Below are 11,477 nucleotides of genomic sequence, written 5' to 3' on the forward strand. Positions count from 1 at the left end.
GGAGCACGCGCTTCGACGAGGGAGACACAGCAGCGATGGCAGCGACGGCCCTGACGATCCCGCCGGCCATGGAACGACCCCACTTCGTGGGTATCGGCGGCGCCGGGATGTCGGGCATCGCCAAGATCCTCGCCCGCCGGGGCGCCCGGGTCGCCGGCAGCGACGCCCGCGACTCGGCCACCGCGGCCGCCCTGCGCGCTCTGGGCGCCTCGGTTCATGTCGGCCACGCGGCGGCGAATCTGGCGGCCGACACCACCTGCGTGGTGGTCTCCAGCGCCATCCGCGAGGACAACCCGGAGCTCGCCGCCGCCCGGGAGCGGGGCATCGAGGTGATCCACCGCTCCGCGGCGCTCGCCGCCCTCATGGAGGGCGCCCGGACGATCGCGATCGCCGGCACCCACGGCAAGACCACCACCACCTCCATGCTCGCCGTCGCGCTGCGCTCCCTGGGCCTGGAACCCTCCTACGCCATCGGCGGCGACCTGGACGTCCCCGGCTCCAACGCCGAACACGGCACCGGCGACCTGTTCGTGGCGGAGGCCGACGAGAGCGACCGCAGCTTCCACCGCTACACCCCCGAGGTCGCCGTGGTCCTCAACGCGGAACTGGACCACCACGCCAACTACGCCTCGATGGAAGAGATCTACGAGTCCTTCGAGACCTTCGCCGCCACCCTGCGCCCCGGCGGCACGCTGATCGTCAACGCCGACCAGTCCGGCGCCCGGGAGCTCACCGGCCGGCTGAGGCGGCGCGCGGCCGCCACCGGCCGCGGCCCCGCCCTGGTCACCTACGGCACCGGCCCGGACGCGGACGTCCGTATCCTGCGCGTCGTCTCCCACGGCCTGACCAGCGAGGTCACCGTGCGGCTGGACGGCGCCGAGCTCACCTTCCCGGTCTCCGTGCCCGGCCGGCACTACGCCCACAACGCCGTCGCCGCCCTGGCCGCCGGAGTGGCCGCCGGCGTCCCGGCCGACGGACTGGCGCCCGCCCTGGCCCGGTACACCGGCGTCGCCCGGCGCCTGGAGCCCAAGGGCGAGGCGGACGGGGTGCGCGTCCTGGACTCCTACGCCCACCACCCCACCGAGATGACCGCCGACCTGGAGGCCGTCCGCGACGCCGCCGGAGACGGCGGCCGGGTCCTGGTCGTCTTCCAGCCGCACCTGTTCAGCCGCACCCGCGAGCTGGGCATCGAGATGGGCCGGGCCCTGGCCCTGGCCGACGCCTCGGTGGTGCTGGACATCTACCCCGCCCGTGAGGACCCGATCCCGGGCGTCACCAGCGAGCTGATCACCGACGCCGCCCGCGCCGCCGGAGCCGACGTCCGGGCCGAGCACTCCAAGGCGGCCGTCCCCGGCGTCGTCGCCGGAATGGCCAAGCCCGGCGATCTCGTTCTCACCATGGGGGCCGGCGACGTCACCGAGCTCGGCCCCGAGATCCTCGCCCACCTGGCGAACTGAAGCGAACCGAGGAGCAGCACCTCATGGGCTACGAAGTAGAGAAGACCGACGAGCAGTGGCGCGCGGAGCTCAGCGAGGAGGAGTACCGGGTCCTGCGCCAGGCCGGCACCGAGCGCGCCTTCACCGGTGAGTACACCGACACCAAGACGGTCGGCGTCTACACCTGCCGCGGCTGCGGAACCGAACTCTTCCGCTCCTCCACCAAGTTCGACAGTCACTGCGGCTGGCCCTCGTTCTACGACCCGGCCGACAGCGACGCCGTCGAGCTGCTGCCCGACCACTCCATCCCCGGCAGGCCCCGCACCGAGGTGCGCTGCGCCACCTGCGGCTCCCACCTGGGCCACGTCTTCGAGGGCGAGGGCTACGGCACCCCCACCGACCAGCGCTATTGCATCAACTCCATCGCCGTCCGGCTGGTGCCCGAGGAGGAGTGAGGTTCCTGCCGCATGGCCAGGACCAGGATCAGGATCAGCGTTGAGCAGGCTCAGGCCGAGCGCATCAGGCAGCACGCCGAGCGAGCCGGGATGGATGTTCCGGCGTATCTGCTGCACGCCGCCACGCGGCGGATGACGGAGACCGACGCGACAGAGCGACAGTTCGCGGAGGTGGACGCGCTGATCCCGGCAGCCGGGTCGAGGCCGGGAGTCCGGCCCGCCGCTTCGTGACACCGGCAGGTACCAGCAGGCGGCGATGGCCGCCGACGGGAGAAGAGAAGAGTGGCTGTGGGGGCAGGGGCGGCCGTACTCGCCGCGAGCGGACTGGGGTACGAGGTGGCGGGCCGCAGGCTGCTGGACCGGCTGGATCTGGTGGTGCGTGCCGGGGAATCGGTGGCGGTGACGGGACCGAGCGGCAGCGGGAAGAGCACTCTGCTGATGTGCTTGCTCGGTCTGTTACGGCCGCACGCCGGTGACATCCTCGTCAAGGGAACGGATATCACCGGGCTGAGGGAGCGCGCTCTGGCCCGGTACCGCCGTGAGCACGTCGGTATCGTCTTCCAGTTCGGTGAGCTTCTGCCGGAACTCACTCCCCTGGAGAACACCGCACTGGCTGCCCTGCTTTCCGGTGTCCCCCGGGACGAGGCGTACGCACGCGCGGAATCTCTGCTGTCCGAGTTCGGGGTGCCGTACGGGAGGACACCCACGGCCGACCTCTCGGGAGGTGAGCGGCAACGCACCGCCGTCGCGCGTGCTCTGATCAACGAACCGAGCCTGCTGCTCGCCGACGAACCCACCGGGGCGCTGGACGGTGCGACCCGGGATGCGATGGCCGAGGTGCTCTTCTCGGTGCCACGCCGCTGGGGCTGCGCCTTGTTGCTGGTCACCCATGACGCCTCGGTGGCCGCGCGCGCGGACCGGCATCTCGCACTCGGCGACGGGCGCCTGACGGAGGTTGCCGTCAGCGGAACAGAGGCGGGCCGGTGAACGCACCTTCCCTGCAGCGGCAGCTTCTCTCGGTCGGCAGGGCCGCGGCCAAGGGGTCCGAGGGCAACCGGCTGCGTTTCGCGGCGCTGCTGTGCGCCACGCTGGCACTGGCGGTGGGTTTCGTCTTCCTCGTCGCGGGCTTCGCCACCTACGACGGTCGCGAACTGCGGGGAAGCGCCCGCGCACCGCACTACCTCGGTGAGGACCAGGAGGACCGGGCGACCTCCTTGTGGCGGCAGTCCTTCGACACGGTCGGCGGACTCCAGCATTCCGTCGTCTTCATCGAGCCGCTGCGGGAGGACGCCGAACTGCCACCAGGAGTCGAGGCATGGCCCGCCCCGGGCGAGGCGGTGCTGTCACCGGAGCTGCGCGCTGCGCTCGTGCGGGAGAACGCCGTCGATCGCTACGGGAACGCCGTCGGCGTGCTCGGGGAGGACGGGCTGGAAGTACCAGGAGAGCGCCTGGCCTACGTCCGGCCCACCACGACCGCGCTGGCTCCGGACAGCATGTTCAGGATCTCGGGATACGGCGGGGAGTCCCGGGCCGCCGTGGGTGACGAACTGCGTGTCCAGAACCTCTCCGCCTTCGTCCCCACGGTCATGGGCTTCCTGCTGCTGCCGGCGTGTGCGCTGGTGGTGATCGCGGCCCGCTCCGGAGCCGCCGCCCGCGACCGCCGTGCGGCCCTGCTGCGCGCGCTCGGAGCGGGGTACCGGGCCCGGGCTCTCGTCAACCTGGGGGAAGCCGCCCTCGCTGTGGCCACCGGGGTGGTGGCGGCTGCGGCACTGGCGGGCAGCCTGCTGGTGTGGAATGTGCGGGTTCCCGTCGTCGGATACACCGTATCGGCGGCCGACGCCTCCCGCTGGGCCCCGGAACTCTTCGGCTCGGTACTCCTGGCGGGATGCGTGGTGCTGTGCGCGGTGGTGTTCCTGCACCGGGTGGAGAAGGGAACCCGCTCGACCCGTCCCGGACATCACGCGGGACGGAACCCTCGGTGGGCGGCGTGGCTCTGCCCCGTGCTGCTTCTCGTCGCGGTCCGCGGTCCCGGACTCGCCGGCGGAGCGGAAGCCAACCCTCTCGTGTTCCTGGCGGTCTACTCGACCGGGGTCATCGGCACTCTGGCGACTCTGCCCGCGGTCATCGCCCTCGCGGTCGCCGGGGTGGGACGCCTGCTGGTACGCCACGGAAACCGGCACGGCAGGCCCGGTCCGCTGATCGCCGGGCGGTGGAACATCGCACGCCCCGGCGTCACCACCCGCATGGTGGCGAGCGTGGTGATCGCGATCGGACTGGTCGCACAGGTCCAGCTGTGGTCGAGCCGCCTCAACGAGCCCATGCTGGAGGCGCAGGCCACCTACGCCCGGATCGGCGACAGCGCCGTGACCATGTGGTCCCTTGCGGACACGCCCGAGAGAACCGAGACGTTCCTGAAAGAACTTCCCGAGGGAGTGCACGGGCTGGGGATGCACCGGTCCCCGGCCGACGGCGGCATGGAGCTCCGAGGCAGCTGTGAGGCGCTCCGGGCGCTCGACGCCCCGTGTGACGCGGGACCGGCTCCTCGGAACGATCCCCGTCTCCAGGAGGTCGCCGCCTGGTACGGCGCCGGGGGTTCCGGGATCACCGTGCGGGAGGGCGCGGTCTCGGCCGACCACGCGGTTCCCGAGGCCCTGTTGCTGGTCAGCGCCCAGGGCGGCGACCTGCCGGTATCCGAGGTGAAGCACACGGCCTTCCGGCAACTGCTCGGTCCCCAGGCCGAATCCCTCGGCGGATCCTGGCTGACCGGGGCACGACAGCTGGAGAAACCGGCCGCATGGGTGCTGCTCCTGGGACTGGCGGGAGTGGTCCTGCTGACCGTCACCGCGGCATTGAACAACCTGGGCGAGTTCCTCCGCTTCAGCCGGAACCTGGCTCCCGTCAGCGTGCTCACCGGACGCCGTACCGTGTTCTTCACGACCGCGCTCTGGGTGATCCTCATGCCCTTGGCCCTGGCCGGACTCCTCGGAACGCTCGTTGCCGTCTGGCTGGGGACGCCACTGACCCAACCGGGCGGGGGAGCTTCGCTGTCCTGGCCGATCCTCACGGCCACTCTGATCGTCGTCGAGACGCTGGCGGTCGCCTTCTGGTGGTGGGGCGGGACAGCGGCCTCCCGCGCGGCCGCACAGTGGCGCCCGCAGGCGGACTGACAGGCCGTTCCCCGCGCTGGTCCGGTGCCGGTGTCATACGTGCCGACCCGGGCCGCCGTGCCCGGAACCGGGGGTGGTGCGGCTGCGGAGCAGTACGGCGGCTGACCGGGCAGGCAGACGCAGTGTTCCGTCCGCGTCCGGCGGCGGGCACCGGTGCGTGGCGGCCAGCACCTCGTGCCGGGCGGGACCCAGCGGCACGCGGGCGGACTTCTCCGGGTGCAGATTGACCGCCACGGTCAGTGGCCCGTGGCGCATCGCCAGCCAGCGGTGCTCCTCGTCGTGGGCGACGGCGGTGTCGGCAAGCCGCAGCCCGTGGGGCAGATGGGTGTGCCGGATGGCGATCAGCCGCCGGTACCACTCCAGCAGCCAGCCGTTGTGCTCCCGTTCCGGCCATCGCAGGCAGGACCGCTCGCGGGTGGCCGGGTCCTGCGGGTCGGGCACCTCGTCGCCCGTCCAGCCGTGCGCGGCGAACTCCGCGCGCCGCCCGTCCCGGACCGCCTGCGCGAGCCGCGGATCCTGGTGGTCGGTGAAGTACTGCCAGGGCGTGGTGGCCCCCCACTCCTCGCCCATGAACAGCATCGGGGTGAACGGCCCGCACAGCACCAGGGCCGCCGCGCAGGCCAGTTGCCGCTCGTCCAGCAGTGTGCCCAGCCGCTCGCCACGGGCCCGGTTGCCGATCTGGTCGTGGGTCTGGGAGTAGCCGAGAAACCGTTGCGCGGGGGTCGTGGAACGGTCCACCGGTGCGCCGTGGTGCCGCCCGCGGAAAGACGACCAGGTGCCGTCGTGGAAGAACGCCCCGGTCAGTGTCCGGGCCAGGGCGGTGGTGGGGGCGGCGGCGAAGTCGGCGTAGTAGCCCTGCGACTCGCCGGTGAGCGCCGCGTGCAGGGCGTGGTGGAAGTCGTCGTTCCACTGGGCGTGCAGCCCCAGGCCGTTGGCCCCGCGCGGGAGGGTGGTGCGCGGGTCGTTGCGGTCGGACTCGGCGATCAGGAACAGCGGACGGTCCAGTTCGGCGGCGAGCTCGTCCACCGACTCCGACAGCTCGGCCAGGAAGTGGCGGGCCCGGTTGTCCGCCAGCTCGTGCACGGCGTCCAGCCGCAGCCCGTCCAGCCGGTAGTCCCGCAGGAACGCCAGCGCGCTGCCGGTGAAGTACGCCCGCACCTCGTCCGAGCCGGGCCCGTCCAGATTGACCGCCGAGCCCCAGGGCGTGCGGTAGCGCTCGGTGAAGTACGGGCCGAAGCGCGGCAGATGGTTGCCGGACGGGCCCAGGTGGTTGTGCACCACGTCCAGCACGACCCCCAGCCGGTGGCCGTGCGCCGCGTCCACGAACCGCTTGAGTCCATCCGGCCCGCCGTACGGCTCGTGCACCGCCCACGGCGCCACCCCGTCGTACCCCCAGCCGTGCCGTCCGGGGAACGGGCACACCGGCATCAGCTGCACATGGGTGATGCCCAGCTCGGCCAGATACCCCAGGTGCCCGGCGGCGGCGTCGAACGTCCCGGCGTCGGTGAACGTGCCGACGTGCAGCTCGTACAGCACCGCGCCCGGCAGCCCCCGGCCCGTCCACGGCTCGCGCCACACGAACCTCTCGTGCTCCACGACGGCGCTCGTACCGTCCGGCCCGTCGGGCTGCCGGCGGGACCGCGGGTCGGGCAGCACCGGCCCCCCGTCCAGCGAGAAGCCGTAGCGCACGCCGTGCCCGGCCTCGGCCTCTGCCTGCCACCAGCCGGTGCCCGGCCCGCCGCCCGGGCCGCGGGCGGCGGGCCGCATCGCGACACGCTCGTCCGCCAGCAGCAGATCCACCTGACCGGCCCCGGGGGCCCACACCTCGAAGAGCATGCCCTCCATGCTCAGCCCCCGCGGCCCTCCCCGGCCAGAGGGCCCGCCGCGCGTACGCGGGAACCGAAGGGCTCAACCCTTCTGAGGGCGCGCCCCTCGGCCCCGCGGAACCTCGCCCGTCAGGTCATGCAGTACCGGTGGCCGGTCACCGGGTACCCGGCCCGGGCGAACGCCGCCGCCATCGCGGCGTTGCCGACGTCCGTGGCGGCCGCGATCTGCCGCGCACCCTCGGCGACCAGCTGGTGGGTGCACTCGGCCAGCAGGTCATAGGCGTAGCCGTGACCGCGCTGCCCGGGAACGACGCCGATGAAGCCGACACAGGGCCGGGACGGGTTGTGGGCCGGGACCTGGATGCCGGCCAGGTCCCCTTCCGGCGTGTACGCCAGCCGCCACCAGTCGCGCGGCGACGGGCACCACGTGAGGAAGTCCAGCTCCTCCCGTGCTGCCAGGTCCACGCCGCCCTTCTCGATGGCCTGCAGGGCATGGGTGTCCAGCGTCTCGCTGTGGACGCGGCGCAGCACCGACAGGATCACCTCGTCGTCGGGCTCGGGGCGGAACTCCAGCCGTCCGGGCCGCGCGGGCAGTCCGAGGTCCGGTGTCCACCGGTAGATGTACCGCTCGGTCAGCGGCGTGTACCCGGCCTCGGCCGCCGCCTCGATGCGGGCCGTGGCCGCCTCGCACACGGCCGGATCCTCACGCCACCCGGGCGGCAGCTCCAGCTCGTACTCGACGTGGAAAGGGGTGTGGCGCAGCAGCTCGACCCCGGCGGCGCGGTCGCTGAAGTCGAACCAGTTGAGCACGACCGGTGCCTCGTCGTCGGGGCCGCCCCAGTAGGCGGCGCGGGCGACGACCTGCCCGTCGCGCAGCGCCACCCAGGTCCACTCGGGACGGTAGGAGCCGCCGGCGGCCACGGTGGCGTAGGTGCTGTGGGGCGGCCCGAGAACGGGCGGGCCGACCGGAACGGAGACGGGCAGGGAGGTGAAGAGGTCGTGCGCCTCGTCCTCGACGAGCGCACGGATGACCAGATCGGTCATGGGTCGGAATCCTTCCGAAGGGCGGTGGCGCGCCTCCGGGGTGCCGTAAGGGGCTCTCTCAGCCCCGGAACGCCCGGCGGTGGGTGCGGAAGCGCGCGGTGGTCACGGCGAACACGGTCATGACTGCCACGAGGCGCCTCCCTTCCTCGACCCGAGGGCGTCCCCGCACGCTAACCCCTCCCCGCCGCCGCGTCCACGTATTTGCCGGCGGGCACCGGGCCCTCTTCCCGCAGCCTGGCCGCGCTTCAAGGGCCCGGTGCAGCCTTTGCCCGCCGGGAGCGGGGAAACCCCGGTGCGTGAGGAGGGGGAGTGGGGCACTCTGGCCGGGTGAGCAAGCGGAAGGCGCAGCTCCGGACCTTCGCGGAGATGCTGGCGGCAGTGCCGCGGGAGCCCGCGCCCGACCCGGTGACCGACGAACCCGCCCGGGCCGGACGCCGGGACGACGGCACGATGGCCGACCCGGCCGGACGCGTCTACACCTGCGTCCGCGAGACGGTCTCCGCGACCGCGGCACTCGCGGCAGCGGCAGCGGGAGCCGTCGTGGTGTGGGACCCGTGCGGCTGCGGCGGGGGCTGCGGATTCCGGTGGCTCGGCGAGGCGGAGACAGCCCGCCTTGTGGCTTCCGGCCCTCCGCGCATCCGGTGCAACAAGCGCCGGAACGGCAACATTTCGCTGTGGCGCTCGGCGGACGGCACGGTGCTGCTGCTGGCCGAGGACGCGGTGTTCTGGGGTGACGTGCTGGCCTGAGCCCTGGCGCTGCCGTCCAGCCCGCCCGCTGTTCAGTTGCCGTGCAGCGTCCCGTCCTTGACGGCGTGCAGGAAGGCGGCCCAGGGGGCGGGGGAGTGGAGCTGCGCGGGCGCGGCGGGGTTCTTGCTGTCCCGGACAGCCCGCCCTCCGTCCGAGGTGAACGCCACCTCGACACACTCGTTGACGGCTCCTCCCGAGTAGGAGGACTTGACGAACGCAGAGACTATGCGGGGCTGGTTCACCTTGACGTATCTCCTTGAAGCAGTTGATCCATCTGTTGCGTGATGAAGCGCTTCGTTTCCTGGGGAGAGAGCGCTGCGGACCTCAACGTGCTGAAAGCCTGATCGTAGTTGGCGATCTCGTCGGAGTCCTCGACCATGATGGTGTTGGAAACGGTGTCCGTCGCCACAACCTCCGGAGAGTGGTCCCGGCCGAAGGAGTAGGCGATGAACGGGGGAGCGGCCATGGCAGCTCCCCACTGACTGAAGGGCAGGACCTGAACGGTGATGGTCTGCTGGTCCGCGGTACGCAGCAGGTGAGTCAGTTGGTCCTGCCGGTCATGGGGCGATGACATGGGAGTGGTGATTGCCGGTTCCCAGATGACGGCAGCGAACTCGGTGCCGTTCTCGCGCAGTACTGCCTGACGCGCTTGTCTGACCTGTACCACCTCATCGGCCGCCTCCGGGGACAACGGCGTGGGGTTGGCTGCCAGCAGTGCCCGTGTATAGGCCGGTGTCTGGAGAAGACCGGGCAGGAAGGCATGCTGCCACGTCTGAATGGAGGTGGCGTCTGCCTCCATGGAGACAACATCTCCCAGATGGGTGAGAGAGCTGGTGTCGTAGTCGAGCCACCAGCCCTTCTTGCTGCTGTCCCGCGCAAGCCGTTCGAGACGGTCACGGCGGTCCTGGTCTGCCACTTCGTAGAGATCCAGCAGGATACGAAGGTCTCCGAGCCGAGCCTTCACCGTTCCTGACTCGATGCGGCTGATCTTGGCCGTCGAGCAGTCCACGGCTTGCGCTGCCTGCTCCTGGTCGAGGCCGGCGGACAAGCGCAGCTGGCGAAGAGTTGAGCCGAGTCGCCTGCTGCGAGCTGTGGGCTTTCCCCCTGAGGGCACTGGCTTCCCTTCTTGCGACAAGCGTTGGTGGCGTCCCATCACGTTCGACTGACTGTAGCCCTCGCAGCATTCGAAAGTGGCCTCGAACAGAAACCTGGACGCTTTGCAAGGCTTGCAAGTGGTCGAGCGCGACGTCTAGCGTGGCGATCGTCACGCATGGCGTTCGAGTGTACGCGTTGCGTGACTCCCGTCGTCATCTCTGTCTGGGAGTTGCCCATGTCCGACCGCATCTGTTCCTACCGCCTTCCGGCCGAAGCCGCCTCTGTACCCGAGGCGCGGGGGAAGGTGAGGGCGCTGCTGGTGGAGTGGAATCTGCAGCATCTGGCCGACGACGCCTGCCTGGTCGTCAGCGAACTGATGACGAACGCCATCCGGCACACTGGGCGGACCGAGGACGGCCATCTCGAGCTGACGGCTGGGCAGGGTGATCACGACCGGTTCTTCGTCGAAGTGGCGGACGGCTGTACCGGAACTCTCCCGCAGCAACGCTCGCCCGGCCCGGACGACAGCGGCGGACGCGGGCTGCTTCTCGTGCAGCGGCTGTCCGACGACTGGGGAGTGCGTACATGCGGGACGGGAAAGGTTGTCTGGGCTCAGCTGCGCACCAGCGGGGGCGGGGCGCCCGCATGCTGATGCTCGCGCCTCGTTTTCCTGCGCCCGTCCCGGTGCTGGGGCATGGGTTCCGCTGCGAGTGCGTGGCCTATGTGCCCGATGAGCGGACACTGTTCGTCCTCGGCGCACACAGTGCCGACTCGGCATGGGCCGCTGTGCTGTGGCTGTCCTGGCGAGCGGCACACCTCGCCGATCAGCTGGAGCTGCCGGCGGCCCGCTCGCTGAGGGGATGGCTCGGCGACCGCAGGGAAGGTGCCCGCGCCCTGGCGCGGCTGAGCAGGCCCGCTGCCTTCGCCCTCATCGTGCCGGAAGGATCGGCGCGATACGTGCTGTCGGCGGTCCCCGAGGAGACCCGACGGGAAGAGGTCTCCGCCGTGGCGGTGGCGGCGGCCTGACGCCTCCCGCGCGGCTGGAGGTGGTTACCGGGCTGCGGGTCGGGCGGGCCGCCGACCGGGCTGGTGTGTGCCAGGGCTGTGACAGGGCCGATGTGGACAGATACTCGCAGCTCACGGAAGAATTCCCGCCATGACCTCTCTGGAGAACGGCGCCGTTCCGCCCCGGGTGTCGGACGCGGAGCGGGAGCGGGCACTGGAGGTGCTGCGGGAAGGGGTCACGCACGGACGGGTGTCGCAGGACACCTTCCTGCGGCGGATGGAACTGGTCATGTCGGCCCGCTTCCCCGGCGAGCTGCACGCCGTGCTGCACGACCTGCCGCAGCCCGAACGCCGTCCCGGGGCCCTGGTGCGCGCCGTCGGCAAAGTGGCCGCTCTGCGGCAGCGGATGCGCAGCGCCTGGACCGTGGAGCAGCTGCCGCCCCTGCTGCTTCCGGAGCCGGGCCCGCACCCGCTGTCGATCGGCCGGGCCCCCGGCTCGGTGCTGCGGCTGAGCCACCACAGCGTCTCGCGCTTCCACGCCCAGCTCTCCAGCACGGGCGGCGGCTGGATGCTGCGGGATCTCGGCTCGGCCAACGGCACATGGGTCAACGGCGGCAGGGTGACCGGTGCCGTGCGGGTCAGGCCCGGGGATCATGTGCAGTTCGGCGGGGTGGCCTTCCGGCTCGCCGCGCGCTGACCGGC

At 71.7% G+C, this 11,477-nt stretch carries 13 protein-coding genes; 9 read left to right on the forward strand and 4 right to left on the reverse strand.

Annotation, left to right across the window (positions count from 1 at the left end; genetic code table 11):
* Positions 1-35 precede the first annotated feature (35 nt).
* The 5 genes from murC to ABD299_RS10835 are packed head-to-tail and all read left to right on the forward strand — an operon-like array spanning position 36 to position 5,058.
* Positions 36-1,457: a UDP-N-acetylmuramate--L-alanine ligase gene (gene murC, locus ABD299_RS10815; RefSeq protein ID WP_344260901.1), complete on the forward strand. Its 1,422-nt coding sequence runs from the start codon at positions 36-38 to the stop codon at positions 1,455-1,457.
* 23 nt (positions 1,458-1,480) lie between these two features.
* A complete protein-coding gene (msrB, locus tag ABD299_RS10820) occupies positions 1,481-1,891 on the forward strand; it encodes a peptide-methionine (R)-S-oxide reductase MsrB (protein WP_344260903.1) in 411 nt (136 codons plus the stop codon).
* A gap of 12 nt (positions 1,892-1,903) precedes the next feature.
* A complete protein-coding gene (locus ABD299_RS10825) occupies positions 1,904-2,122 on the forward strand; it encodes a plasmid mobilization protein (protein ID WP_344260905.1) in 219 nt (72 codons plus the stop codon).
* 51 nt (positions 2,123-2,173) lie between these two features.
* On the forward strand, positions 2,174-2,878 hold the full coding sequence (locus tag ABD299_RS10830; protein WP_425581303.1) for an ABC transporter ATP-binding protein: 705 nt from the start codon (positions 2,174-2,176) through the stop codon (positions 2,876-2,878).
* Complete coding sequence (locus tag ABD299_RS10835) at positions 2,875-5,058, forward strand: ABC transporter permease (protein ID WP_344260906.1); 2,184 nt, start codon at positions 2,875-2,877, stop codon at positions 5,056-5,058. Before ABD299_RS10830 ends, ABD299_RS10835 begins: the two co-directional genes overlap by 4 nt.
* A gap of 33 nt (positions 5,059-5,091) precedes the next feature.
* On the opposite strand, the gene treZ is transcribed toward ABD299_RS10835, so the two are convergent.
* Both treZ and ABD299_RS10845 read right to left on the reverse strand, forming a co-directional pair.
* The gene (gene treZ, locus ABD299_RS10840) at positions 5,092-6,894 is read right to left on the reverse strand and encodes a malto-oligosyltrehalose trehalohydrolase (RefSeq protein ID WP_344260908.1); all 1,803 of its coding nucleotides are present in this window, start codon (positions 6,892-6,894) and stop codon (positions 5,092-5,094) included.
* A gap of 119 nt (positions 6,895-7,013) precedes the next feature.
* Positions 7,014-7,928 carry a GNAT family N-acetyltransferase gene (locus ABD299_RS10845; protein ID WP_344260911.1) on the reverse strand — a complete coding sequence of 305 codons (915 nt, stop codon included), beginning with the start codon at positions 7,926-7,928 and terminating at the stop codon, positions 7,014-7,016.
* 327 nt (positions 7,929-8,255) lie between these two features.
* Between ABD299_RS10845 and ABD299_RS10850 the strand changes: the two genes are divergently transcribed.
* A complete protein-coding gene (locus ABD299_RS10850) occupies positions 8,256-8,675 on the forward strand; it encodes a hypothetical protein (protein ID WP_344260914.1) in 420 nt (139 codons plus the stop codon).
* A 32-nt stretch (positions 8,676-8,707) separates the two neighbouring features.
* On the opposite strand, the gene ABD299_RS10855 is transcribed toward ABD299_RS10850, so the two are convergent.
* Positions 8,708-8,917 (reverse strand): DUF397 domain-containing protein, encoded by a 210-nt coding sequence (locus ABD299_RS10855; RefSeq protein WP_344260917.1) that lies wholly within the window; start codon positions 8,915-8,917, stop codon positions 8,708-8,710.
* A complete protein-coding gene (locus ABD299_RS10860; protein WP_344261019.1) occupies positions 8,914-9,828 on the reverse strand; it encodes a helix-turn-helix domain-containing protein in 915 nt (304 codons plus the stop codon). Before ABD299_RS10860 ends, ABD299_RS10855 begins: the two co-directional genes overlap by 4 nt.
* A gap of 177 nt (positions 9,829-10,005) precedes the next feature.
* Between ABD299_RS10860 and ABD299_RS10865 the strand changes: the two genes are divergently transcribed.
* The 3 genes from ABD299_RS10865 to ABD299_RS10875 all read left to right on the forward strand — a co-directional run bounded on the left by ABD299_RS10865 (position 10,006) and on the right by ABD299_RS10875 (position 11,472).
* The gene (locus tag ABD299_RS10865; RefSeq protein WP_344260919.1) at positions 10,006-10,422 is read left to right on the forward strand and encodes an ATP-binding protein; all 417 of its coding nucleotides are present in this window, start codon (positions 10,006-10,008) and stop codon (positions 10,420-10,422) included.
* Positions 10,423-10,484: 62 nt separating this feature from the next.
* Positions 10,485-10,796, forward strand: a complete 312-nt coding sequence (locus tag ABD299_RS10870; protein WP_344260921.1) for a hypothetical protein — start codon at positions 10,485-10,487, stop codon at positions 10,794-10,796.
* Positions 10,797-10,926: 130 nt separating this feature from the next.
* Positions 10,927-11,472: an FHA domain-containing protein gene (locus ABD299_RS10875; protein WP_344260923.1), complete on the forward strand. Its 546-nt coding sequence runs from the start codon at positions 10,927-10,929 to the stop codon at positions 11,470-11,472.
* Positions 11,473-11,477 lie beyond the last annotated feature (5 nt).

Origin of the sequence: Streptomyces sodiiphilus (genome assembly GCF_039529215.1) — a bacterium.
GTDB lineage: Bacteria > Actinomycetota > Actinomycetes > Streptomycetales > Streptomycetaceae > Streptomyces > Streptomyces sodiiphilus.